Source organism: Corynebacterium sp. UMB10321, from assembly GCF_030228725.1.
GTDB lineage: Bacteria > Actinomycetota > Actinomycetes > Mycobacteriales > Mycobacteriaceae > Corynebacterium > Corynebacterium pseudogenitalium.
Genome location: NZ_JASOZC010000001.1, coordinates 12,959 through 37,541 on the forward strand (window position 1 = coordinate 12,959; position 24,583 = coordinate 37,541).

15 protein-coding genes and 4 tRNA genes are annotated in these 24,583 nt (G+C 61.1%); 10 read left to right on the forward strand and 9 right to left on the reverse strand.

The annotated features are described in order from the left end of the window. The 4 genes from QP752_RS00060 to QP752_RS00075 all read right to left on the reverse strand — a co-directional run bounded on the left by QP752_RS00060 (position 1) and on the right by QP752_RS00075 (position 4,571). On the reverse strand, positions 1-1,995 hold the full coding sequence (locus QP752_RS00060) for a galactan 5-O-arabinofuranosyltransferase (RefSeq protein WP_284803848.1): 1,995 nt from the start codon (positions 1,993-1,995) through the stop codon (positions 1-3). A gap of 50 nt (positions 1,996-2,045) precedes the next feature. Next, on the reverse strand, positions 2,046-2,810 hold the full coding sequence (locus tag QP752_RS00065) for a decaprenylphospho-beta-D-erythro-pentofuranosid-2-ulose 2-reductase (RefSeq protein WP_284803851.1): 765 nt from the start codon (positions 2,808-2,810) through the stop codon (positions 2,046-2,048). A gap of 27 nt (positions 2,811-2,837) precedes the next feature. Next, complete coding sequence (locus QP752_RS00070) at positions 2,838-4,253, reverse strand: FAD-binding oxidoreductase (protein WP_070477238.1); 1,416 nt, start codon at positions 4,251-4,253, stop codon at positions 2,838-2,840. Positions 4,254-4,352: 99 nt separating this feature from the next. After that, entirely contained in the window at positions 4,353-4,571 is a 219-nt protein-coding gene (locus QP752_RS00075; protein ID WP_070363299.1) for a hypothetical protein, read from the reverse strand. A gap of 31 nt (positions 4,572-4,602) precedes the next feature. Here QP752_RS00075 and QP752_RS00080 point away from each other — a divergent pair, with 31 nt between their 5' ends. Continuing rightward, positions 4,603-5,046 (forward strand): hypothetical protein, encoded by a 444-nt coding sequence (locus tag QP752_RS00080; protein ID WP_070363624.1) that lies wholly within the window; start codon positions 4,603-4,605, stop codon positions 5,044-5,046. Between the two features lie 5 nt (positions 5,047-5,051). Next, on the forward strand, positions 5,052-5,444 hold the full coding sequence (locus tag QP752_RS00085) for a GtrA family protein (RefSeq protein WP_284803860.1): 393 nt from the start codon (positions 5,052-5,054) through the stop codon (positions 5,442-5,444). Here QP752_RS00085 and QP752_RS00090 read toward each other — a convergent pair. From QP752_RS00090 to QP752_RS00100, 3 genes are all read right to left on the reverse strand, one after another. Then, positions 5,431-6,348, reverse strand: coding sequence for a glycosyltransferase (locus QP752_RS00090; RefSeq protein ID WP_256021956.1), 918 nt, complete (start codon positions 6,346-6,348; stop codon positions 5,431-5,433). The genes QP752_RS00085 and QP752_RS00090 overlap by 14 nt on opposite strands. A gap of 360 nt (positions 6,349-6,708) precedes the next feature. Then, on the reverse strand, positions 6,709-7,497 hold the full coding sequence (locus QP752_RS00095) for an ABC transporter ATP-binding protein (protein WP_070363296.1): 789 nt from the start codon (positions 7,495-7,497) through the stop codon (positions 6,709-6,711). A gap of 16 nt (positions 7,498-7,513) precedes the next feature. Beyond that, complete coding sequence (locus tag QP752_RS00100; RefSeq protein ID WP_256005951.1) at positions 7,514-8,404, reverse strand: ABC transporter permease; 891 nt, start codon at positions 8,402-8,404, stop codon at positions 7,514-7,516. An 80-nt stretch (positions 8,405-8,484) separates the two neighbouring features. On the opposite strand from QP752_RS00100, the gene QP752_RS00105 reads away from it, so the two are divergent. Further along, positions 8,485-9,750 (forward strand): aminotransferase class V-fold PLP-dependent enzyme, encoded by a 1,266-nt coding sequence (locus QP752_RS00105; protein WP_240492758.1) that lies wholly within the window; start codon positions 8,485-8,487, stop codon positions 9,748-9,750. Here the strand turns inward: QP752_RS00105 and QP752_RS00110 are convergent. Then, positions 9,747-10,745 carry an NAD(P)H-quinone oxidoreductase gene (locus QP752_RS00110; protein WP_284803872.1) on the reverse strand — a complete coding sequence of 333 codons (999 nt, stop codon included), beginning with the start codon at positions 10,743-10,745 and terminating at the stop codon, positions 9,747-9,749. The genes QP752_RS00105 and QP752_RS00110 overlap by 4 nt on opposite strands. 62 nt (positions 10,746-10,807) lie before the next feature. Between QP752_RS00110 and QP752_RS00115 the strand changes: the two genes are divergently transcribed. The 4 genes from QP752_RS00115 to QP752_RS00130 all read left to right on the forward strand — a co-directional run bounded on the left by QP752_RS00115 (position 10,808) and on the right by QP752_RS00130 (position 12,269). Beyond that, positions 10,808-10,892, forward strand: a tRNA-Ser gene (locus QP752_RS00115). Between the two features lie 81 nt (positions 10,893-10,973). Continuing rightward, positions 10,974-11,065, forward strand: a tRNA-Ser gene (locus QP752_RS00120). 1 nt (position 11,066) lies between these two features. After that, positions 11,067-11,142 (forward strand) — tRNA-Arg (locus tag QP752_RS00125). A 302-nt stretch (positions 11,143-11,444) separates the two neighbouring features. Further along, positions 11,445-12,269, forward strand: a complete 825-nt coding sequence (locus QP752_RS00130) for a fumarylacetoacetate hydrolase family protein (RefSeq protein WP_284803874.1) — start codon at positions 11,445-11,447, stop codon at positions 12,267-12,269. 12 nt (positions 12,270-12,281) lie between these two features. Here QP752_RS00130 and QP752_RS00135 read toward each other — a convergent pair whose 3' ends face one another. Beyond that, positions 12,282-14,822 (reverse strand): hypothetical protein, encoded by a 2,541-nt coding sequence (locus QP752_RS00135; RefSeq protein ID WP_284803876.1) that lies wholly within the window; start codon positions 14,820-14,822, stop codon positions 12,282-12,284. A gap of 254 nt (positions 14,823-15,076) precedes the next feature. Between QP752_RS00135 and mgtE the strand changes: the two genes are divergently transcribed. The 3 genes from mgtE to QP752_RS00150 all read left to right on the forward strand — a co-directional run bounded on the left by mgtE (position 15,077) and on the right by QP752_RS00150 (position 24,573). After that, positions 15,077-16,438 (forward strand): magnesium transporter, encoded by a 1,362-nt coding sequence (gene mgtE / locus QP752_RS00140; RefSeq protein WP_284803878.1) that lies wholly within the window; start codon positions 15,077-15,079, stop codon positions 16,436-16,438. Between the two features lie 69 nt (positions 16,439-16,507). Beyond that, a tRNA-Arg gene (locus QP752_RS00145) sits at positions 16,508-16,583 on the forward strand. Positions 16,584-17,043: 460 nt separating this feature from the next. Further along, positions 17,044-24,573 carry a carboxypeptidase regulatory-like domain-containing protein gene (locus tag QP752_RS00150; protein WP_284803880.1) on the forward strand — a complete coding sequence of 2,510 codons (7,530 nt, stop codon included), beginning with the start codon at positions 17,044-17,046 and terminating at the stop codon, positions 24,571-24,573. Positions 24,574-24,583: the final 10 nt, after the last annotated feature.

The following is a 24,583-nucleotide window of genomic DNA, read 5'->3' on the forward strand; positions in this document are numbered from 1 at the left end:
CTACTTCTCAGGCGTGGCGGCATTGCGAACCACCACGACAAACGGACCAATCTGCTTCGCGTCCCACGTCTCGCGGGGGAACGCCTTCGGGTTAAAGAACAGGCCTTCGTAGCGCACGTTCGGCTCGCTCGGGAAGATGTTGTGGCCGATGTGCGTCTTCCACGCCACATCCCGGTTCTCGGTGGCGTCGGCGCGGTCTTCGCGCGGGTCTTCGTTCATGGTTCCGCGGAAAATGAATGCCTGCGGCGCCGTCCACTTCGTGTCCTGCATGGCGGCGTCGAGCTCCTCGGGGGCGTCGAAGGAGAGCTTCGCCCACTGCGAAAGTGCCTCGTTGCGCAGGTGGAACTCCCCAAGCGGGTTAGCGTAATGGCTGGTGAACGCGTTGAAGCCGTGGTAGGGCTTGAACGCCATGAAGTTGATCTCATCCGTGTACACCACGGTCTCCCCAGGGGTGTAGCCGTGCGACTGAATGAACTCGTCGATCTCGCCGTAGTAGCGGCCCGGGTCCGGCGGGAATCGGTCGGCGCGCTCGCCGAAGCCGTCCGTATCCGAGTACGCCTGGTCAATGTGTGCCTCGTTGACCGCCGGGATGCGCTGCACGAACGAGAGCGTGCCCGCAGCCACCACGATGATGAGCACCGCGGTGATCACGCGCTGCGTGCGCTCCTTGAAGTGGCCCGGGTAGTAATAATCGACGCCAGCAGTGCGCAAGTCCGCCACCGCGAAGATACCCACGGTGGAAAACAGCAGCATCAGCAGCACCTCGATGCGGAAGCCCAGCAGGGACGTGCCCAGCAGCGACGCAAACATCGAGACGATCACCCAGGTGTAGCAGACCACCACCATCACAGCTAACGACGCCACCTCAGGCACATGCAGGCGCCCAACCATGAAGATCAGGCCCAACACCGACAGCACGCCGATGATGGACAGGGAGAAGAACGGCAGCGGGATCACCGTGCCCTGGGCGGGCAGGAAGTGGTTCGCGGTGTGGCGCACGTCGAAACCGCCGAAGGCCGACTCGTACAGGTACGGCGCCCAACCAATCGCCGCGATGCACAGCGCACCCACCCCGGAAGCCAAAAGGTGCACGACGGGGCCGCGCGCGAACTTGCGGCGGAACCACAACAGCACCGCGATCACCACAACGGTCAGCGCGGCGATCGCAGTAAACAGGGTGTAGAACATGGCGGAAACGCCCAGGTAGAGCGCCAGCACCACCGTGGCCTGCCAGGAGCCCGTCAGCGCCTTGTACGCGGTGACAGCGGCCGCGGGGGCGAAGAGGGCGACGATCGCCGCGTAGGGCTCGTCAGGCGTCTCGGTGAGCACAATGCCCGTCGATACGAGCGCGATCAGCGTGGATACCGGCAGGGAGCCGCACAGCTTCCGCCAAATCGGTACCAGCGCGCACGCCGCGGCAGCCAGGGATACCAGCGCCCACGGCTGGTATACTTCCCAGCCTTCCATGCCCAGCAGGTGCGCGAGGCGCCCGCCGAGCCAGAACCACCCAATCGGGTAGAAGGTAGGCAGGTCCAGGTAGTTCATGTCCTGGTTGGTGGCCACCTCGGTCATCCGGCTCAAGAACTGGGTGCGGAACCCCTGATCCACCTGGATGCCGTCCAGCCACAAGCGTGTCGACGCCAGCGGGATCCCCAGCGCCGTAATCACCAGACCAGCCGGGGCCAGCCCGCAGACAGCCTGGCACAGCACGCGCACCGGCCGCGACAGGCGCTTCCGCACCCACGCCCAGCACGCCAACGCCGCGCACAGAATCACAACGAAAGAGCCGCCCGTGGATAGAGCGCGCGTCACCATCGAGGTATTAAACGCAGGCAGCGACGTGGAGTGCAGCACGTACCACACCGCCAACGTCACCACCGCCGCGCTGGCACCGGCCGCAAGCATGCGCAAGACCGCCGACGTCCATGACACAGAGTCAGGCTCGTAGTCGACGGTCTTGAACTCCAGCGTGGGTTGGATGGATGTATCTGTCATGCACTCAGTTTGGCACATCGCAGCGCATCCACCACGTTCCCCGCCGGGAATTAGAAGTTGAGCTTGCGCATAATCGCCGCTGGGATGTGCTGCAGCACCAAAGAAATCGGGCCGAACAGCTTGTGCACGAACACGCTCGGCTCGCCCTTCAGCGCCGACTCAACGGCAGCCTGCGCTACCTCTTCCTTATCGACGGTCAGCGGAGCCTCCTCCAGCCCATCCGTCATCTTGGTACGTACCTGGCCTGGGCGAACCACAGTCACCTTCACGCCGGAGTCACGAAGCGCCTCACCCAACTGGAGGTAGAAGGCATCCATGCCGGACTTCGACGCGCCGTACACAAAGTTGGAACGACGCACACGCTGGCCCGCAACGGAGCTCATCGTGATGATGGTGCCGTGGCCCTGGCGCTTCATCTCCTGGCCCAACAGCACGCCGACGGACACGAACGCGGTGTAGTTCACCTGCGCCGACTCCACGGCTGCCGCCTGGTCCTGCCACAGCTGCTCCTGGTCACCCAGGGTGCCGAAAGCAACCACGGCGACGTCAACATCGCCACCGGAGAACGCCTGCTTGATCACGTCCGGGTGAGACGCGAAATCGGTCGCGTCGAAGTCCAGGACCTCAACGGAGCCTGCACCTGCGTTGGTGACCTCAGCAACGGCGGCGTCGATACGCGGGGAGTTCTTGCGAGCTGCAAGCGTGACATTCGGGTTGCCTCCGCGGGACACGAACTCGCGCACAATGGCGAGGCCGATGTCCGAGGTGCCACCCACGAGCAGAATGTTTTGCGCTTGGCCTACTGCATTCAACATGTGAAAAATCTCCTTCAGTTCATTCAGCTAGTTCAGCTCGAGGCGGCGGGACATGTCGGAAGCGAAGACGCCGGTCGGGTCGATCTCGCGGCGGGTCTTCAGCCAGCCCTCCAGACCTGGGTACATCTTGTGGAACTTCTCTGCCGACGTACGGGACTCCTTCGCCAGGTAGAGACGGCCGCCGAACTCCATCACCTGGTCATCCAGGCGGTCCAGGAACTCGTTGAGGCCCGGGCGGATCGGGAAGTCCACGCAGACGTTCCAGCCCTTCATCGGGTAGGACAGCGGCGCGCGGTTGCCCTCGCCGAACAGCTTGAACACGTTCAGCGCCGTGTAGTGGCCGGAGGACTGGATCTGGTAGATGATGTCCTTGAACGGCTCCACAGCGGTCGTCGGCACCACGAACTGGTACTGCAGGAAGCCCGCGCTGCCGTAGCCGCGGTTCCACTCACCAATCAGGTCGAGCGGCTGGTAGAACTGCGTCAGGTTCTTGATGTCGTTCTTGCTCGGGGCGCCCATCATGTAATAGGCCTCGCCGATGGCGGACAGCGTCAGCTTGTTCATGGTCCAGGACGGGAAGATGTCCGGCACCGTCATCAGCTGAGGCGCCTTGAAACGCAGCGGGTCCTTCGCCAGCTTCGGCGCGTACTCCTCCAGCTGCGCCAGCGTCGCCAGCGAGCCACGGGAGATGGTGGAACGGCCCGTCTTCGGCGGCGCGGAGATGGCGTCGAACCACGCGGAGGAGTAGGTGTAGTTGACTTCGGAACCGTCCGAGTGCAGCGCGATCGTCTCATCCAGGGTGCTGGTGCGCTCCGTGTCAGACAGGAAGTACGCGGTCTCCGTCTTGGTCATCTGGATGCGTGCACGCAAGATGATGCCGGTCAGGCCCATGCCGCCGACCGTCGCCCAGAACAGCGTGCCGTCCGGGTCGTCCGCGCTGCCTTCCGGCTCGAGGTGCAGGACGCGGCCGTCCGCCACCAGCAGCTCCATGGAGACCACGTGGTCGCCGAAGGAACCAGCGGAGTGGTGGTTCTTACCGTGGATGTCCGGACCGATCGCGCCACCGATGGTGACCTGGCGGGTGCCCGGCAGGACCGGAACCCACAGGCCGTACGGCAGGGCCGCCTTCATCAGCTGGTCCAGGTTGACGCCCGAGTCCACGTCGACGATGCCGGTCTCCGGATCAATCGAGTGGATCTTGTTCAGCTCGTTGATGTCGATGACCAGGCCGCCACCGTTCTGTGCTGGGTCGCCGTAGGAGCGGCCCAGACCACGGGCGATGACGCCGCGGCGAGCGTGCTCAGGCAGGCTCTCGTTATCCTGCGCGACCTGTGCGACGGCTTGCTTGATGACCTCCACGTCAGGCGTGGACAGCACATGCGCAGTCGACGGAGCCGTGCGGCCCCAGCCGTAGAGTGACTTAAGATTGGTGTGTAGTTCCATCTCTTTCGCTTCTTCTTGTCGTCGTTGCTTCGCCGAAGTGCGAAGACATTCGGTTCGAGTCTAAATGATGTAAGTCGAAAAACCTATAAAAACATCAAACTAAAGGTCCATAAGCTCCCTGATTTCTGCAGGAAGCTCCTCCTGCGACGTAATTTCCGGCTTCCCCGCAGCCTTATGCTCCCGCAGTAGCTCATAGATGCGCCCACGCGACATCGAATCCACAAACGGCAGCTCCTCCGCGAACAGCCTCACCATGTAATCGGACAGCGGCACCTCGACGCGCTGCGCCGCCTCATGAATCTCCTCATGCTTAGTCATGCTTTTCACCCTACTAGTAGCATTGGACACCATGACTGACACGATTCAATCACTTGTCGACGAGCCCACCATCGACTACAACGCCCTCGACGACACCTTCGGTGGCCAGTGCATCCAAGCCGCCTACATCCTCGCCGCCGCCTCCGTCCCCGACTTCACCACGCGCAAAGCGCTGGCCTGGACCCTCCTCGGCGCCGCCAACCTCGCCACCATCGCCGCCTTCAACGCCTTCGACGAGGACCCACGCAACGACCTGACCGCCGTCCTCGAATCCGAACAAGGCGAAGCCGAATCCATCGCCACCACCTGGTTCACCATCGGCGGCATCGCCGTGGCCGCCGTCGGCGCCTTCGCCGCCGGAGTGCAGGCGCAAAAGAAACTGGCAGGCTGGCTGGGCCGGAGGGGCGTCGCAAAGCCCAACGTGGCGATCGGCACCGTCGCAGCCCTCGCGTACCTCGGGGCGAAACAACTGTGAGCGCGATGAAGCAGCAAGCGCTGCCATTCCTCATCATCGGCATCGGCTGCGCCGTCATCGACTTCGGCATCACCTACACACTCACCGAAGGTGCCGACCTGCAACGCGACCTGGCCAAAATGATCGGCTGGGTCTTCGGCACCGCCACCGCCTACGTGCTCAACTCGCGCTACGCCTTCAAATCCGAAGTCAGCGCGAAGAAGGCAGGCGCCGTCTTCGTGCTCTACGCCTGCACATTCGCCGTCCAAGTCCTGCTCTACAAGTGGACCGAACCGCCACTCATCGCGCTCGGACTCCACAACCCCTGGAAAGACGGCATCAGCTTCGTCATCGCCCAAGGCGTCGCCACCGTCACCAACTTCGTCCTCCAAAGCAAGGTCATCTTTAAGGACGCCTAAAGTCCTCCCGCGCCCCCATCCGCAGCAGACGCAGCCACTGCAGGAAGCCCTTCGGATCCTTCCGCTCCACTAGGAAGAACCACCCGAAGCGCACCACTTCCTGCAGCTTCATCTTCTTCATACCCTGCTGATTAATGATGTAGCCGCGATTCCTATACGTGAAATACCTTTTCGACTCATTATCCGGCCACTGCGCATGCGCCCTGCCACCCATAATCGGGTGGAACTCGCCCGACCCATCCGGGTGCAAATACTTCGTGGTCAGCGCCGTGCCATACCGCAGCCCCGACTGCGACAAACGCCGGTGATACTCCACCTCATCACCCCGAATGAACAGGCGATAATCCGGCACACCAATCCGCTCCATCGCCTCCGCCGAGATCAACGCCCCATTAAATAAGGACGCATAATCGGGCAAGAACGACCCCTCCAACTCAGCCGTCGTCCGCTTCCACTCCAAGCCCTGGCGCAGGGGAAACGCCAACTTCGCCGGATCCCCAATATTCGCCACGACCGGGCTCACCTCATGCAGCCGGTGCTGCTCCGCCACGCGATACAGCTCCTCCAACACGCCGTGGTCCGCCGGGCGGCCATCGTCGTCCGCGCACCAAATCGCGTCCGCCCCCAACGCCAGCGCCGTCAAAAAGCCATACGCGAAACCGCCAGCACCACCCAAGTTCGTCTTCGACGGCAAATACACCGCCCGATCCCCAGCCAACTCCTGCAGCAGTTCCTGAACAGCCTGCTCAGAGCCGTTATCCACCACGATCACCCACTGCACCGGGTGCGTCTGGTTCACCACCTGTTCCAGGGAATGCCGCAGCATCTCGACACGCTTATGCGTCACAATCACCGCCGCCGTCGAACCACTACTTTTCAGGTGTGCCGTTCCAGTTCCAGTCATGCCTCATATTGTGCACCATCGGCGGGGCGGGGTGGGGGTTCGCGGGGGTTTTGCGCGGTTTTTGGTTCCGGTCGAGGTGTTAAAGGATTGCGATGCTGGTCGCCAGAAATCGGCCGGGCTGGATGAAAATGCGCGACCTGCATCGCACGCTTCTAACCTTGGAGGGGAAACGGGAGGGCAGACCGCCAAACGGTCGTTCGAAAACTGGCAAAAACTGCAAAATGTAGTAGGTGGATTGTAGTAATCCTCGAAAATGATTGCGAAAAGGGGATTACTACAATCCTGTTACTCCCATTTGGGTTTCAGAGAAGCTCCGGCCAGCGAAAACCGACCGAAACCAGCGCCCACCCAGCCCGGCGCCTACTCCGCCTGGAACCGCGTGACCAGGTCGTCGACGTACTGGCCGGCTTCGGGCCCTTCGTAGGCACCCACGACCTCGGAGACCAGGCCGGCTTTCCTGATTTCGCCTTTGTCCACCCACAGGGCGGTGTTGCACAACTGTGCCAGGAAGTCGTTGGAGTGGGAGGCGAAGACGAGGATGCCGGAGCGCTCGACGAGTTCGGCCAACCGGACGCGGGCTTTGGCCATGAAGGCGGAGTCAACGGCGCCGATGCCTTCGTCGAGGAGCAGGATTTCGGGTTCGATGGAGGTGACCACGCCCAGGGCTAGGCGAACGCGCATGCCGGTGGAGTAGGTGCGCAGGGGCATGGAGAGGTAGTCGCCGAGTTCGGAGAATTCGGCGATTTCGTCCATCTTGGCTTTCATCTGTTTGCGGGTCTGGCCGAGGAAGAGGCCGCGGATGATGATGTTTTCGTAGCCGGAGATTTCGGGGTCCATGCCGACGCCGAGGTCGAAGACGGGGGCGACGCGGCCGCGGACGTCGGCGACGCCGCGGGTGGGTTCGTAGATGCCGGAGAGCAAGCGTAGCAACGTGGATTTGCCGGCGCCGTTGTGGCCGACCAGGCCCACGCGGTCGCCTTCGCGCAGGTGGAGGTTGATGTCCTTGAGTGCTTCGACGACCACGGTGTTGGAGGCATTCTTGCCGATTTTGCCACCGGCGGAGGACATGACTGCCTTTTTGAGTGAGCGGGATTTGGCGTCGAAAATTGGGAAGTCGACGCAGGCGTTGTAGGTGTCGATGGAAACCATGTGTGACTCCTTCTCCTTAGACCCAGTACGGCACGCGGAAGCGCATTTGGCGCATGGCGAGCAGGGCGAGCAGCAGGCCGATGATGGTGCAGACGCCGACGACGATCCAGTGGTAGCCGGCGAGTTCTTGGCCGATCATGGGGGCGCGCACGATCTCGAGGTAGTGGTAGAGGGGGTTGATTTCGGCGAGCATGGCTCGCTTAGCGACGTCGCCGCCTTGCTCCTTGAGTGTGTGGGTGGTCCAGACGATCGGGGTGACGTAGAACAGCAGCTGCACGAGCGCTTCCAGAAGCGGGGCGACGTCGCGGAATCGGGTGGCGATGATGCCGAAGAGCATGGTCACCCACACCCCGTTGACCACGAGGAGCGCCATCGCCGGGATGGCGAGCAGGACTTGCCAGCCGAGGTGAATGCGGAACGCGATGACCAGGATGACCCAGATGACCAGGTTGTGGGCCAGGAAGAGGAGTTGGCGCCACACGAGGCGGTACACGTGGACCGACAGTGCCGACGGTAGCTGCTTGATCAGGCCTTCGTTTTCGATGAAGACTTCCGCGCCGTCTTTGATGCAGCCAGAGATGAATCCCCAGACGATGAAGCCGACGGTGACGTGTGGGAGGAATTCGCGCACGCTGATTTGGAACAGCATGGAGTAGAGCAGCCCGAGGGCGAGCGCCATCACGCCGGTGGCGATGGTGATCCAGAGCGGGCCGAGGGTGGAGCGCCGGTAGCGCTGTTTGATGTCTTGCCAGCCTAGTTGGAGCCAGAGTTCGTGTTGGCCCCATCCGCGGATGAGGTCGCGGAATGCCAGCTTCAGCGTTTTCGACTGTGATTTCGGAGCGTCGTCGTGGTGTGGCTCGGAGGTCATCCTTGCGACGTCGTTTCGGAGCTGGTTTGTATTGTGCACGGTTCATACCCTAGCTTGCGTGTGCGTTGGGCGGTGTTTTGGCAGCATGCTGCGGGTGGGGTGCGCTGCGGTGTTCGGGCGTGCATAATGATTGGAAGTGTTGCCTGGAGGAGGTCGTGGTGTCGTTGCAGTCGTATGACGTTGCTAGTGTGCGTGGGCTGTACACCTCTCTTTCTGACGGCTGGACCTACATGAATGCGCATGATTGCCCGCAGATTCCGGAGCGGGTGTCGGCGGCGGTTGCGCGTTCGTTCCGTATGTCGACGGCGGTTGCGCGCCCTGAGCCGCGGGTCGGTTCGCATGCTCGCCCGACTGTCGGTGTGCCTGAGGGGCAAAGTTTTCTTTTCGACGCCCGCTCCGCCATCGCCGACCTGTGCAACGTTTCGCCCGAGCGTGTGGTGTTGGGGCCGTCGCTACCGGTGTTGTATTCGGCGTTGGTGTTGGCGATGCGCCCGCTGTTTCGGCACCGTTCGTCGGTGGTGGTGTGCAATGCGGACCGCCCGGTGTTGACGGACGCGTTGGCGCGCTGCGCGGAGGATGCGCAGCTGCGTTGGGCGCAGACGGATCTCGCGACGGGTGACGTGCCTGCCTGGCAGTTCGGCGAGTTGGTGGACGGCTCGACGCGCCTGGTGGCAGTCCCCGCTGCGCATGAAGTGCTGGGGTCTGTGGTCCGCGTGGCGGACATTGCGGATACGGTGCGGGATCGTTCCCGCGCGTGGGTGCTCGCGGACGTCTCGGCGTACGCGCCGTATTACCTGATGGACTTCGATAGTTTCGGCGCGGATATTTTGGGCATTGACGTCGCGGAGCTCGGCGGGCCGCAGGTGGCGGCGCTGGTGTTCCGGGATGAGGCAATGTTCGGAAGGCTGGATATGTCGGCGTTGCAGCTCGACGTATCGACGGGCCTCGCCGGCGGGGTATCCGCCATCGTCGATCACTACGCGCGCCTGGTGGAGGAGCCGGGGCGCCGCAAGACCCGCCGCAACCGGCTGGAGTTCTCGATGGGGCTGACGCAGCGCTACATGCGCGGCCTGCGCGACGACCTGCACACCTTCCTGGGCACGTTGCCGTCGGTGCACATCGTGGGTGTGTCCGGCGAGGCCGCTGAGGGCTCGCGCATGGAGCACACCCCGCGCCTGGTCTTCGGTGTGCACGGCGTGCCGGCAGAGACGGTGCACCAGCGGCTGTTCGCCAACGGCATCGTATCGACGCCAGCTCCGACCACACCGCTACTGCAGGACATGGGTGTCGCCGAGATGGGCGGCGCGGTCGCCGTCGGGCTGGGTCCCTTCAATACGGAAGTGGACATCGAGCAGCTGATCCGCACCGTGGCCTCCCTGGCCTAAGCGGTTTCGACCTCCAGGACTACCTTGCCGGTGTGCTCGCCGGAGTTGAGGTAGGAGTGGGCGCAGCGGGCGTCGATAAGGGGGAAGGTCCGGGAGATGTTCGGTGTGATGTGGCCTGCTTCAATGAGCGGCCACACGTGCTCCACCGTGCTTGCCACGATCGCTGCTTTCATGGGGCGCGGGCGGGCGCGCAGCGTGGTCGCGTGGACGGATTGGCGGCGCGTGAGCATGCGGCCCAGGCTCAGCGTGCCCTTCGGCCCACCCTGCAACCCAATGACGACGAGCCTGCCGTCCACCGCCAGCGACTTGATGTTGGCCTCCAGGTAGGAGCCGCCGATGACGTCCAGGATGATGTCCGCCCAGCCCGCGAGCTCCTCCTCGAAGCGCTGCTCCTTGTAATTGATGAGCCTGTCCGCGCCGAGCTGCCTGCAGTACTCGAGCTTCTCGGCGCTCCCCGCGGTCACGGCGACTTCGCAGCCCATGGCTTTGCACAGCTGGATCGCGAAGGAGCCGATGCCGCCCGCCCCGCCGTGGATGAGCACCTTGTCCCCGGACTGCAACCCGGCGACCATCCCCAGGTTCGACCACACCGTGGCAGCCGCCTCCACAACGCCGGCGGTCTCCGTGAGAGTGAGGTTGGTTGGCTTCGGCGTGAGCTGGCCCTCCGGCACCGCCACGTACTCGGCGTAGCCGCCGCCTGCCAGCAGGCAGCCGACCTCTTCACCTTGTCGGCGGCTGGTCGTGCCCGGATCGGCGATGGTGCCCGCGCACTCCAGCCCCATAATTTCCGACTCGCCCTTCGGCGGCGGGTACATCCCCTTCGCCTGCATCAGGTCCCCGCGATTCACACCCGCGGCGTGCACTTTCACCAGTACTTCGCCTTCTTTCAGCTCGGGGAGGGGAACGGTTGTCAGTTCGAGAGCTTGCGGGTCCGAGGTATCAGTCTGGACGATGGCCTGCATAGTGTTCGTGTTCTGTGTGCTCATACTGCTCATACCGGGCCAGCGTACTGAATTTTCGCGTTCAGCAAGGGGGTGCTGTAGAATCACGCAACATTGGAGACGTGGCAGAGCGGCCGAATGCACTGGTCTTGAAAACCAGCGAGGGTCACACCTCCAGGGGTTCAAATCCCCTCGTCTCCGCACGTGAAGGCCCCTTACCGGTTGGTGAGGGGCCTTCGTTTTGTTCCCCGTTCGAGGTGTGTGTACTATGGGCGAAGGTCTGGAGACGTGCCAGAGCGGCCGAATGGGGCTCCCTGCTAAGGAGTTGCCCTCTTTGCGGAGGGCCGCAGGTTCAAATCCTGTCGTCTCCGCCACGCGCCCGTGGCTCAACGGATAGAGCATCTGACTACGGATCAGAAGGTTGGGGGTTCGAATCCCTCCGGGCGCACCAGATCAAACCCCAGTCCACTGTGTGTGGGCTGGGGTTGTTGTGTTGCTTGTGCCAGTGTCTCAGTGCCAATGGACGCAACCATTATTGCCTAGCCCTTTGGTGACCTGCTCATATGCCCGGGCGGATTTTTCGAATTGCGTCCCTTGGCACTCAATCGGCTGGGGGACACCAAATTCCCTCCCAGCCCATCAGCGAACTGGGAAAACGCCGAGCGCCGTCGCGCGAATTGGCGAATCTGGTGCGCGCGCATATGCGGGCCGGTAGCGTCGTGCGTACACACACGCACCGAAAGGAATCGCACTATGCAACTGATGACACTTCGCCAACCCGGCGGAACCACGACCGCCGCGCGCCGCACCGGGGAAACGACTGCGGTGAAGCTCGGCTTCCATGACGTAGGCGAGCTCCTCGCCCAAGAGAATTGGCAGGAGCTCGCCGCGGAGGAAGGGGAGCAGATCACCTTCCAGGACAAGGACCTGGCGCCTGTTGTGCCTCGCCCGGGCAAGGTCATTTGTGTCGGCCTGAACTACGCGAACCACATCAAGGAAATGGGTCGTGAGCTGCCGAAGGTCCCGACGCTGTTCATTAAGTTTGCTGACGCCCTCACCGGCCCCTATGACGATGTGAACGTTCCCGAATGGGGCAGGGGAGCCCTGGATTGGGAGGGGGAGTTGGCGGTTGTGATTGGGAAGAGGGCGCGTCGAGTAGTAGAGGCGGACGCGGCTGATTACATCGCGGGCTACGCGGTGGCCAATGATTACACGATGCGCGACTACCAGTACTCCACCCTGCAGTGGCACCAGGGCAAGTCCCTGGAGAAGTCCGCGGGATTCGGGCCGTGGCTGACCACTCGCGACGAGTGGGCGGGTGCGGGGCAGCTCACGACGCGCCTCAACGGCGAGGTGGTGCAGAACGATTCGACGTCTGACCTGGTGTTTACACCGGAGTTTCTGATTGAGTACATTTCGCACATTTACCCGCTGAACCCCGGCGACGTCATTCTGACTGGTACGCCGGGCGGGGTTGGGCATGCGCGCGACCCGAAGCGTTACGTGGGCGACGGGGACGTCGTCACGATTGAGATTGAGGGGTTGGGGCGCATCTCGAACCGCACTGTGTTCGAGTAGCGCCCGGCGCCCTTACTTCGCTGGGGTGGTGGGGACGACTGGCGCGGTGGTGGTCACTGAGCCGGTCGGCTGCTGGCCCTGGTTGCCGGAGCTGCCGACGGTGATGTCGATGTCCTTGACGTTCGGGATGCAGCTGCGCAGGCCGGCGATCGCCAGCAGGGTCACCACGACGCCGACCAGGCCGCCGCCGACCGCAGTCAGCGTGTTTGCGTCGACGTTGAGGGAGCGGGCGGTGTCGCGGAGTGCGCGGTCAATCGAGTTCTTATCGACGCCCGCAGCCTGAATACCGAGCTGGTTCGACAGTGCAACCGGGATTGCGGCAAGCAGCGGAAGGCCGAGGCCGACCAGGGTTGCGATGCAGCGTGGGTCGGAAATGCCACCCTCTGCGCCGACGCGCGCGTTCAGATTCGAGGAGCCGCCATTGCCAGCGCCCTGGCCTTCGCCGCCTTGGCCGCCGCGCTTGGAGGAGCCGCCGCCGGAGCTGAGCGGGATGCCCTGCACGTTCGGGTTCGCGTTATCGGAGACCTTGATGTCTGGGTTGCCGTTGTTGTTGCCGTTGTCCGAAACGTTGACGGTCGGGTTCGCGTTGTTGGTGACCACGACGGTCGCCTTAGCGTTGTCAGAGATCTTCACGTCTGGGTTGCCGTTGTTGTTGGCGTTATCGGAGACGTTGACGGTCGGGTTGGCGTTGTTGGTGACCACGACGTTTGGGTTGCCGTTGTTCGACGCGTTATCGGAGACGTTGACGGTCGGGTTCGCGTTGTTGGTCACAACAACGGACGCCTTGGCGTTATCCGAGATCTTGATGTCCGGGTTGCCGTTGTTCGACGCGTTGTTGTTCGCGTTATCGGTGATGTTGACGGTCGGGTTCGCGTTGTTGGTCACAACAACGTTTGGGTTGCCGTTGTTGTTGCCGTTGTCGGAAATGTTCACGGTCGGGTTGGCGTTGCCCGTGATGGTGACGTTGCCGTTGTCGTGGACCTTGGCGTTATCCGTGACAACGACGCTGACCTGCGGGTTACCGTTGTTGGAACCGTTGTCGGAGATGTTGACCGTCGGGTTCGCGTTGCCGGTGACGGTGACATGGCCGTTGTTGTTGCCGTTGTTCTCGATGCGGATCGCGCCGTCTTCAACCTTGACGATGCCCTCGAGCGCGCCCTTCAGGCTGCCGAGCAGCCCGCCGCCCGAGCCGCCCTTGCCGTCCTCACCAGAGCCGCCGGAGCCGCCACCGATGAGGCCGCCGAGCAAGTTACCGATAGCGCCGCCGATGCCGCCGGTGCCGCCGCCGATCAGGCCGCCCAGGATCGGGCCGAGGACGCCGCCGACACCCTTCGCGATTTCCCCGCCAGTGGTCTGCGGGTTGGTGGCGTTGATGCGGATGGTGCGCTCGACGGTGGAGGTGCCGTCGCTAATTTTGACTGGCAGGTCGAATACGCCCGGGGTGAAGGTGGCGGGTGCGTTGACCTGCACTTCGCCGTTGAGGTTGGTGAAGGACCAGAGCGGGTACTTCGCGCCGCTGCGCTCAATCGTGACGTTTTCCGGCAGGGTGAGGCCCGGAACCGGCTTCACGCGCTGCTTCTCGAAGTCGACTGAGTAGATCTTGCTGAAGTCCGGCAGGTCGCCTTCCCACTTGGCGGGAGGCATGGTGTCGGTGAGTTTGACCTTCAGGGTGCCGGAGTACGGTTCGCCTTCCTTCGGCGTGATGGTGACCGGAATATCCGCGCTACCAGACTTGATGGCGTTGTTGAAGGTGATCTTGTTCCACGGCTTCCCGATGGTGACGTTGCCCTCCGCATCGACGGTCACCGGCCAGCGCGTGGTGCTATCCCAGTAGGTCGACGCGATCTTGTCGCCGGGCTCGAGCTTGGCGTCCGGCACGGGCACGGTTTCTTTGTTCCAGAAGTTCTCGGCCTCGTAGGTCTTGTCGAAGTCGAACTTCGGCGCCTCAGGGGCTGGGGCTTCCTCGCTTGTCGACGGCCCCTCCGACTCGGCTGGTGCCTCCGATTCTGCTGGTGCCTCCGGCTCGGAGGACTCAGACGGCGCCTCGGACTCAGCCGTGGTGGTTTCCGGCGTGGTGGTTTCCGGCGTGGTGGTTTCCGGCGTGGTGGTCTCCTCCGCTGGCTTCTCGTCCTTGACGGTGATTTTCAGCGTGGCTTCGTACGGCTCGCCGGAGGCCGGGGTGACCTTGATCGGGATCTCGATGGTCTTACCGACCTTGCTGCTGAACGCCAAGCCGTCGGTCGGACGCCCAACGGTCAGGGCGCCGAGGTCGTCGAAGGTCACCTTCCAGCGGTACGTGGGGACCGTCTTCCAGTTGTAGTAGGTCTCCACCTTGTCGCCAGGGTTCAGGGCGATGTCTTTGAGCTTGACCGAATCAACGTCCCAGAAGTTGACCTCTTCTGGCGTCTCGAAGTCGGATGCCTGCGTCGCCACTGTCTGGGCGTGGGCTGCGGGGAGGTCGGACGTCGAGACGCTGACGAATGGGGCGACCAGCGCGATGGAAAGCGCACCGGCAGCGATAGAGATGCGCTTTGTGCGCGTGCTGTATGCCATAAACTTGTCCTTTGCTCAAGAGCGGAAACGCTGCACTGGACCTGCAGTACAGGTATGTCACAGATTGATATCGTTTCTGTCCAGTAAAACTTAACATTCTCACCCCCGCCCAAGGCGAGGAACGTAAAGGGATAGGCAAAACATGCAGGTAGTTCGCTGAACAAAAAGGTGCGCTATTCCACCTCCGGGGGTAAGTGCGGCTACGCTTGCAATGCTTGACTTGGCCGATCGTGGTGAGGTGAAAGGACGTGGAGATGAAGATCAATGACCCCGAGCAGCTCTACGAGCTCGAGCGGCGGCTGGAGGACCACGACCCTGAGATAGAGGAGCTCTCCGAGCTTCAGGAGCAGCTGAAGCACGTCCGCCTCAAGGACATCATCGCGATGATTGAGCGCACCGACGTCACGAACGGTGCGAAGATCCTGCGCCTGCTGTCGCCGGAACGTTCCGCGATGGTTTTCGACGTCCTCGACCCAGCCCACCAGGCTGACATGGTCACCGCGCTTGGCGACGAAGCCGTCGTCGGTTTCTTCGACGCCCTCGGCGCCGAGGACCGCGTGGCCCTCCTCGACGAGCTCCCTCCCGAGGTCGCCGCCCGCCTTATGCACGAGCTCGACGAGGACGACCAGCGCGTCACCAACGTCGTCCTCGGCTACGAGAAGGGCACCGTCGGCCGCACCATGTCGCCGGAGGTGCCGCTGGTCACGCCAGAGATGACGGTCAAGGAGGTCGTCGATAATCTCCGCGAGAACGTCGACAGTCTGGAGACGATCTACACCGTCCCCGTCACGGATGCGCACCGCACGCTCGTAGGCATCGTTTCTTTACGACGCCTCTTCCAATCCCACGCCAACCAACCCGTTTCCGAGGTCATGCGGGAAGCGCAGTACGCTTACGCCTCCGACGAGGCAGAGGACACCGCGCGCTGGTTCCTGTCGTCAAACTTGCTGGCGCTGCCGGTCGTCGATAATGAGCACCACCTGGTGGGCATATTCACATACGACGAGGCCCACGACATCGTCGAGGAAGCAGACAGCGAGGACACAGCCCGCCTGGGTGCGTCCGAGTCCCTGAAGCGCCCGTACCTCTCAACGCCGGTGCAGGCCCTGGTCAAGAGCCGTATCGTGTGGCTGCTGGTGCTTGCGGTCTCCGCGATCCTGACCGTGCAGGTGCTCGGTATTTTCGAGGACACGCTTGAGAAGGCCGTCGTGTTGTCCTTATTCATCCCGCTGCTGACGGGTACCGGCGGTAATACCGGCAACCAGGCCGCCACCACCGTGACCCGCGCGCTCGCGCTCAATGACGTCCGTAACCGCGACGTGGCTAAGGTGGCGTGGCGCGAAATGCGGGTGGGTATGCTGCTCGGTGCCGTGCTTGGCACGTTGGGGTTTGTACTGGCAGGGCTGGTGTTCGGGCAGTCGGTGGGCATTGTCATTGGGTTGACGCTGCTGCTGGTCTGCACGATGGCCGCAACCGTGGGCGGCGTGATGCCAATCATCGCTAAGACCATTGGCGCCGACCCAGCCGTGTTCTCCAACCCGTTCATCTCTACGTTCTGTGATGCCACCGGTCTGATTATCTACTTCTTTATTGCGAAGGCGGTTCTGGGCATCTAACAGGCGTTTTGCTGCACTCGCAGTTTCGGTGTAGAGTCTCTTTCGTTGCTTACAAGGCAGCAAAACACCGCGCCCGTGGCTCAACGGATAGAGCATCTGACTACGGATCAGAAGGTTGGGGGTTCGAATCCCTCCGGGCGCACCAAATAAAACCCCAGTCCACCGCGTGTGGGCTGGGGTTTCTGCTTTATTCTTTGAGGCGGTGCCAAAAGACGCACCCCTTGAAGCCTAGTCCTTTTCTGACCTGCGTGTATATTGGTCACGTTTTCTCGGATTGTGTCTCTTGGCACTCATTCCGTCATTGACAATCGGCGAACTGGGAAATAAAAAGGGGGACCAGCTGCTCTCAGCTTTTTGCAAGGTTTGCCAGGCGTGTGTTGGGGGTGCCTGATTGATTTGGACTAAGGGCGCAGGTCGGAGGGGGCGTCGATAGTTGGAGCGGTGCGAAGAGGGGATTTGCGATTCTTGCGCTGCGTATATGTAGCTCTTAGCTTGAGTTGACGGTGGTAAACGACGTATATTTGTACAGATTACTTAGGAGAAGTCTGTGCGCTCGCTCCTAGGCTTCGAATTTCTCTCAATAATTTACGAATCAGGAGATCATAATGACCGGAAACGGTAAGTCCGGACGCGGGCTGTTTTCCAGCATTCGCAGGGCGGCCGTCGCTACGGCGACCGCTTTCTCTCTGGCTGTCGGCGGGATGACCGTCCCGGCGGTGAGCAACCACGTCGCTGAGGTGGCGCTGCCGTCGGCGTCGGCAACTGTTATCACTGATTTGCCCATTCAGCAGGCAAAAGTGACTAAAAAGGGGCAGCGAAAAATTTCGTGGGCGATACAGTCTGTAGGGTCGGCGCGATATCCAATCCCTATCTCCGGGATTTTTACAATCACTCCTTGGCTGGAGTCCAAAAAGCCGATCGTGCCGATCGGTAAGGTAAAAGTCCAGATCAAGCAGGGTGCTGAAGCTGTTGAGACTCTAGGCGAGTTTGATTTTCCGATCACCTCTGACGGGAAGTCCTATAAGCTTGATCTCTCCTCCAAGTGCACCACCTCTTCGCCTTGTTACCTCCCACAGTCTGACGTCCACTCATTGTGGATTGAGTCTGCGAACGATCTCGATCGAAAGCTCTTGGGAAACTTCGAGCAAGGTCGCATTCAGGGAGGCTTTGGGCACCGTGAAGCTGAGGAAAAGAAACCAGAAGCCCCCAAACAAGGTTGGGTAGCGGGCCTTGTACAGGTACCGAATGGCTACTCGGCCTCCGATGTTGACCTGAAGATTGATGGGCGCCCAGTTCAAGTTGGTGGCAACGGCTGGTTTGTGAGCGAGAAGTTCAATGCTGGGACGTACGGCTGGGAAGCTCGCCTGAACGATAAGACTTCAACGTCAAGCGGCAGCGTTACAATCAGTGCTGACCAGCAGTCCTACCTCAATATCAAACTTGAGGAGCGCAAGGGGACCGTTTTGGTCCATATGCACGATCGTCATGGCTACCCGCTGTGGAACACGGGAGGTAGCCTGCAGATCAAACGTACCGACCTTGGCCCGAGTAACGGAGCTTCAATTGGTCATGGGAATTGGTCGTCGAATGAACTAACCGGAAGCTACGGCGACTACCAAATTTCGTACAGCGGCTCAGATGAATACTTCCCTACATCAGCACAGTCGTTCAATATTCCAGGGAACCGGCCAAGTGAAATCAGGTTCTACCTGCAGCGCAAGGAGGTCAGCGGTAGGGTTTACCTGCCGTCTGGTTACTCGTTCAATGCCGCGCAAGGGCTTACCCTCACAGTGTTTGACCAAAACAAACGCGAGGTCCGGAAGGTATCTCTCCTGGACTCTGGGGGTTACAAGATTCAGGGTCTGGACAATGGAAGCTACCGCTTCCAGCTCTCTGGTGACTACATCAATACCGTTTCACGAACGGTGAATATTAGTAACCGTACGGTCGACGGAGTTGACTTCCGACCAACGTTGAAAGAGGCCCGCGCGAAGGTAGAGATCCAGGTCCCAAGCAACGAGAACTTTGATGGCGGAAAGATTCGCCTGAAATACAACAATCAGACTTGGGGCGACTACCCGTACCAGAATCAAGCAGGATTCGACCTTGGCGTTGTCAAGCCGGGTGAGGTCTCCGTCCAGCTTATCGACCGAAACGGAAAGGTCGTGGGCAGTGGTTACGAGCTCGTGCTTCCAGGCGAAAGCAAGATTGTCCGCGCCACCGTGTCCAAGACGTTGGCTTCTTACCGAGGTGTGGTGCTCGACCAGTTTGATAATCCAATTTCTGATGCCACAGTCTCTGTAAACGGCAAAAGTGCGAAGACAGACTCTCGCGGTCAGTTCGTCGTTGCGGGTGTGAAGCCCACGGAGTCGGTTCAGGTAAAGGTCAATAAAACTGACTACACCTACGAGCTGAATAGGTCAGTGCCGGTCAATAAGACTGAAGGTGGCAAAACCTACGATCTTCCTGACCCGCTGAAGCCGAACTTTATGACGAAGGAACTCCTTCTCCAGTTCCTCGGCGGTGAAGAGGGGGCTGCGGGCGTGACGTGGGAAGTCGCTCCGAGCCCGAACTATAAGAAGGCAGACGGCGCCGATGGACGTAAGGGCGTCACTGATAAGAACGGCTTTGTCCAGCAGGTGCTGTACCCAGGCACCTACGATCTCAAGCTGACTTCTCCGAAGGGCGACCTGGGCGACAAGTACACGTTCGAAAATGCTCCTCGAACCGTCACGATTGATCCCAAGGATGGCATGCAAGTCCAGGAGATCACGCTGAAGAAGAACCCAGGCGAGATCAACGGTCGCGTCATCTACGACGATGGCAAGCCAGTGGTGAATGCCGAAGTTCGAGTTGGCAATGAGACGGTTCGTACGAACTGGAACGGCTACTACACCTTTAACAGGGTCGCGGCTGGTACTGACTCGGTAACCGTTGCTGCCGCAGGTGACGGCACCTACGCAGAGGCCTCGCAGAAGTTCTCCGCGCTCAAGGCAGCGGAGAGGAAGACTGTCGAAGACATCAAGGTCGACCGAGCAACCTCCCGCATTGAAGGCACCGTCCGCATCGACGGGAAGCCTGCTTCGGGTGGTGTCTCGGTGGAAGCAAAGGGCCAGAACGGCGCGTACATCGACTTCGGTGGCGTTGACTCGAGCGGTAAGTTCTCCTTTGCAAATACCGGTTCCGCGAAGCTGCTGCCAGGTAAGTACGAGGTCACGGTCCGAAACTCGGGTGATGGCCGCTTCGACGAGACGACCAAGTCTGTCACCGTCAAGCCTGGAGAGGCTGCAAAGGTTGAGTTTGACCTCAAGGAAAATCGCGCTCCAATTGTCGCGACCGTCCGTAATGAGGCCGGCGAGCTAGTCAGTGGCGCAAAGCTGACTCTCAAGGACGTTGACACTACCTGGACCGAAGGCGAGCGCGGCGTGTACACCTCGGGCAACCTGCCTGCTGGTGAGTACATCGTCCAGGTTGAGGCAAACGACACTCATGGTTCGACGCAGGGTAAGGTCACCGTGAGGTGGGCTGCAGGTGGCCGCGCTAACTACATCGTCACGCGTAACCCGGGCACCGTCACGATTAACGTCACTGACGATGCAGGGCAGCCAGTAAACGGTGTGAAGGTACGGCTTAAGGGTACGCAGTCTGACGCTTACAAGACGCAAATCAACAAGGACTTGACCACCGCAAACGGCAAGGTCGCTTTCGATAAGGTTCCAGTCGGTACCTACAAGGTCACCATTGACGACTCTGCAGCATACGACGAGGCCCAGGGTATTGAGCTCAAGGTCGATGCAGCGGGCAACGTCGTTCGCGATGTGAAGCTGCGTCGTAAAGATGCATCCATGACGGTCCACGTCATGGATGAGAAGAGCCGTGCTATCTCGTCACCAGTCATCAAGCTGATTGATGAAAACGGTGCAGAGACCAAGGGCACCGGTGACGTGAACGGCAAGGTCGAGTTCAACGAGCTGCGCCCAGGTACTTACACGATTGAGGTTGAGCCGACGGATCGCCACAAGGGTGGATCGAAGTCCGGCGTCACCATCAAGCCTGGCACCACAGCAGCTGATAACAAGGAATTCGTCAGGGTGACCAACGAGTCCGCGACGGTGATCGGTACCGTCGTCGACGAAAACAAGCAGCCAGTTGCTGGCGCCACCGTCAAGGTGACGAACGAAGGCACGCAAGAAGTCACGACTGACAAGGACGGCAAGTTCGTCGTCGAGGGCCTCAGCGAAGGCAACGCAACCTTTGAGGTCCCGAAGACTAGCGAGTACACCGGTAACAACCTCACCGTGAACGGTCTGCTGCCAGGTGATCAGAAAGAGATCACCATCGAGGTCACCCGAGACCTTAAGCGCCTCAACGGCTCCGTGCTTGACGACGGCGGCAATGCCATCGAAGGCGTCGAAGCACAGTTGATCCAGAACGGTGAGGTAGTAAAGACCCAGACCACCGATAAGTCCGGTAGCTTTGCATTCGACAAGATGGAGCCGGGTACCTACACGGTGAAGGTCGAGGAGACTGACACCCACCTCGCTGGTGAGAGCGAAAGCTTCGAGGTTGTGCTTGGCCAGGGTACGGATCCTGTCCAGGTCTCCTTGCAGCGCAAGCCAGGCAGCATGAAGGGTAAGGTCGAATTCTCGAACAACAAGGTTGTCGACGGTGCCGAGATCCGACTGGTACCGGAGTCCGGCGATCCAATCGATCTGGAATTCAACAACGAAGGCAACATTGCCGTGCCAGAGCTACCAGCAGGTACGTACAATGTTGAGGTCAAGTCCCCGGACAACTACAAGCGCGTAAGTGTTCCACCACTGACGGTCTACCCAGGCAAGGAAGCTGACTTGGGCGTGATTAAGTTCACCGCCGAGATCGGCGACGTTGCAGGCACTGTCCGTGACGAGAACGGCGAGCCTGTTGGCAAGGTCAAGATCAAGCTGCAGCGAGCAGGCCAGCAGCCAATCGAATCTGAATCTGCCGAAGACGGCACGTTCTCCTTCACCAAGGTCCCGGTGGGCGATTATACGGTTGACGTTGTGCAGCCGGAGAAGTTCAAGTCGGTTCGCGGTCTGACCGCCACGGTGAAGCCTGCCGAGGAAACGGCTCTTGACATCACCCTCGAGACGAAGCCGACGAAGAGCACCATCAAGGGCAACGTTGAGGACGAGGCCGGTGAACCGGTTGCGAACGTTGGTATCTCGCTCGAGCCGACCTCCGGCAAGGGCAACACCATCGACGTCAAGGTCGCCGAAGACGGCACATTTGACGACGCCACCATCCCAGCAGGCTCCTACAGTCTCAAGGTGACCCAGCCTGTTGGCTACGAACCGGTGGACAACATCCCGGTCAAGATCGACGCCGGTAAGGAGCGTGTCGTCCCGACCATCACGCTGAAGAAGAGCGAGGTGGAGGCCGAAACCGGTAGCTTCATCGGTGGTGTCTACGACAAGGCGACGAATGCTCCGCTGCCGCAGACCGGCCTGGTTCTTGTTGGCGACGCTGGACGCTACCCGGTGGCTATTAACGCTGACGGTTCGTTCCGTCGCAACGGCATCCCAACCGGTAACTACCAGTTGAAGATCGCGCAGCCGGAGGGCTACCTCGAGCGTGCGGACATCACCGTTGTCATCGATACGGGCCTGGACAACTATGCCCAGGACATCAAACTGGAGAGGATCCCAGTTGAGAACACCCCGACCACGGGTACCCTGCAGGGCAACGTGCTCGGCGTGAGCGAGGGCAAGCCAGTCGAGCAGATTGCTGGCGCGAAGGTGAACATCCTCCGCCTCGGTGGCGGATCTACGCAGGTCACCACGAACGATTCGGGTATCTTCACGGCTTCCGGTCTCGAGCCGGGCGAGTACGTCGTCCAGGTGGAGGCACCGGAGGGCTTCAATACGCCGCGTTACCAGCGTGTCGTTGTTGAGGCTGGCAAGACGAACGGCGACCTGCGGGTCTATCTTGAGCGTAAGCCGACGCCGAACCCGAAGCCAGGTGCAGCACCAGGCACGATCAGCGGCTGGCTCCTTGATGACGGCAACTACCCAATCAAGGGCGGCACGGTTCGCATCAAGGGCACCGCAAAGAATAAGGACGGCAGCCCACGCCTTGACGAGGACGGCAAGCCTATCGAGACACTTCCAGCGGTGAAGATTGGCAAGGACGGCTACTTCACCACGGATCGCCTTGAGCCAGGTGAGTACACCATTGAGCTCGACGTCCCAGATGGCTGGCCAAAGCCGAAGGGCTGGCCGAAGAAGGTCACTGTCACTGAGGACAAGGCGATCGAGCTTGGCCTTGTCAACATCAAGGCACCGCGAAGCAACGTCGAAGGTGTTGTTGACGACGGCTCCGGCAACCCAGTCGAAGGCGTCATCGTGACCGCGACCGACCCGCGTGGTGATACCAGCGTGGTCGCCACCGACAAGAATGGTAAGTTCGTCTTCGATAAGGCGCTGCCGGGTACCTCCACCATCGAGGTGTTCACCCCGCAGGGTATCCAGAACGTAGACCCAATGTACGTTCCGGTCAAGCCTGGCCAGGACGTTGCAATCCCTGGCGTCCACCTGACGGAGAAGCAGCTCAAGCTGAGCAAGCGTGTCCGCGGGTACGACGCCGACGATATGGACAGCGCCCCGATCCTCCCTGAGGACTGGGACCTGATCTACGGCTTCGTGATCACCAACGAGACTGACGAGATCATCAAGAACATCACCCTGGATGACCCATTCCTGGGAGATGCCAAGATCACCTGGCCTGAGGGCTGGGATAAGCCAGAGAATCGCACCTTGGAGCCGGGCGAGCACGTGTTTGCCTCCGCGAAGATTCCGCCGCAGAAGGACATGTCCGTTGTGAACAACATCGCGACGGCCCGCGGTACGGGCAGCAAGGGCCAGATGGTGGCGTCGACACCTGATAACGCAGTGGCAAGAATTGGTTCTGCCTCTGTGGAGAAGAAGGTCAACGCACGGTTCGGTGTGGATAAGAACAAGCCAGTGTCCCTCGATGTGGATGAAGACATGTACTTCACCTACGAGATCATGAACCGTGGCGCCGCACCGATGTACAACGTCACCCTGACGGACGAGGTCTGCGAGTGGAATGAAGGCACAAGCGAAGACGATTCCAACGAATGCAAGCCGATGGAAATCGACCTGCCGAGCGACTGGAACCGCACCCTGCTGCCAGGCGAGCGCGTCTTCCTCACCGCTGCGCTACCGCCGCTGAAGCCAGGCACCCGTCACCACAACAAGGCGCTGGTGAAGGCCGACCTTGACCAGCCGCGTCGTAGCCCAGGTATTGAAGAAGAGAAGGGCATCTACGAGGAGGACCCACCGTCAATCCTGACGGTTACCCCGAACAAGAACTCGTGGGGTAACGCACACGTGATTGTGTCTGAGGGCAAGACCCCGAAGGGCTACATCGATGGTGTGCTCAGCGGCCTGCCGGCTGGCCTGCTCACGGAGGCGAAGGTTGAGCTCATCTCGGAGGACAACAAGACCTCCCTGAGCGCAACCGTCGACGGTAACGGAAAGTTTGCCTACGGCAACGTCACGCCAGGCAAGTACAAGCTGCGCGTGACCAACCCGTCCGAGGACGTCATGAAAATCGCTGGCGAGTACGGCATCCCGACCGAGAAGGCAGCCAAGGGTGGGAAGATCACCACCAAGCTGTTCGAGGTCGAAGCAGAACAGCCGACGGACCTCAGTATCCAGCTGGTGAAGGCGGAAGTTCCGAAGGAAGGCAGCTCCCTTGGGCGCTGCATCACGGAGACCTCCTCCGCCTCGAACCCGGCGATGTACCTCATCCCGCTCGGCCTGCTGGTCGGCGCGATGGCGGGCAGCCTGGTCATCTACGAGGATCAGTTCAACGCCGTGGTCAAGCAGTTCAACCAGGCCATGCCGCAGCTCGCAATCGAGCGTCCGGCGTGGATGAACCAGATCAGCCGCCAGCTTGAGCAGCTGCACCCAGCAGCGGGTCCGGCAGTGCTGGCCATCATCCTGGTCGCGGTCGGTGCCATCGCGGTGGGCCTTGCTTACGCAGCCTGCGAAGCTGGTGCTGACGGCTCCAGCAAGGGTGAAAGCTCCAGCAAGAAAGAGCAGACCCCTAGTGAGGAAAAGGTCTCTTAGCCCAAAGCGC

Coding starts and splice junctions, on each gene's coding strand:
- QP752_RS00075 (WP_070363299.1), bottom strand. CDS start 4,571: ATGACTAAGCATGAGGAGATTCATGAGGCGGCGCAGCGCGTCGAGGTG.
- QP752_RS00135 (WP_284803876.1), bottom strand. CDS start 14,822: ATGGCATACAGCACGCGCACAAAGCGCATCTCTATCGCTGCCGGTGCG.
- QP752_RS00095 (WP_070363296.1), bottom strand. CDS start 7,497: ATGGTTTCCATCGACACCTACAACGCCTGCGTCGACTTCCCAATTTTC.
- QP752_RS00060 (WP_284803848.1), bottom strand. CDS start 1,995: ATGACAGATACATCCATCCAACCCACGCTGGAGTTCAAGACCGTCGAC.
- mgtE (WP_284803878.1), top strand. CDS start 15,077: ATGAAGATCAATGACCCCGAGCAGCTCTACGAGCTCGAGCGGCGGCTG.
- QP752_RS00110 (WP_284803872.1), bottom strand. CDS start 10,745: ATGAGCAGTATGAGCACACAGAACACGAACACTATGCAGGCCATCGTC.
- QP752_RS00085 (WP_284803860.1), top strand. CDS start 5,052: ATGAAGCAGCAAGCGCTGCCATTCCTCATCATCGGCATCGGCTGCGCC.
- QP752_RS00070 (WP_070477238.1), bottom strand. CDS start 4,253: ATGGAACTACACACCAATCTTAAGTCACTCTACGGCTGGGGCCGCACG.
- QP752_RS00150 (WP_284803880.1), top strand. CDS start 17,044: ATGACCGGAAACGGTAAGTCCGGACGCGGGCTGTTTTCCAGCATTCGC.
- QP752_RS00080 (WP_070363624.1), top strand. CDS start 4,603: ATGACTGACACGATTCAATCACTTGTCGACGAGCCCACCATCGACTAC.
- QP752_RS00065 (WP_284803851.1), bottom strand. CDS start 2,810: ATGTTGAATGCAGTAGGCCAAGCGCAAAACATTCTGCTCGTGGGTGGC.
- QP752_RS00130 (WP_284803874.1), top strand. CDS start 11,445: ATGCAACTGATGACACTTCGCCAACCCGGCGGAACCACGACCGCCGCG.
- QP752_RS00090 (WP_256021956.1), bottom strand. CDS start 6,348: ATGACTGGAACTGGAACGGCACACCTGAAAAGTAGTGGTTCGACGGCG.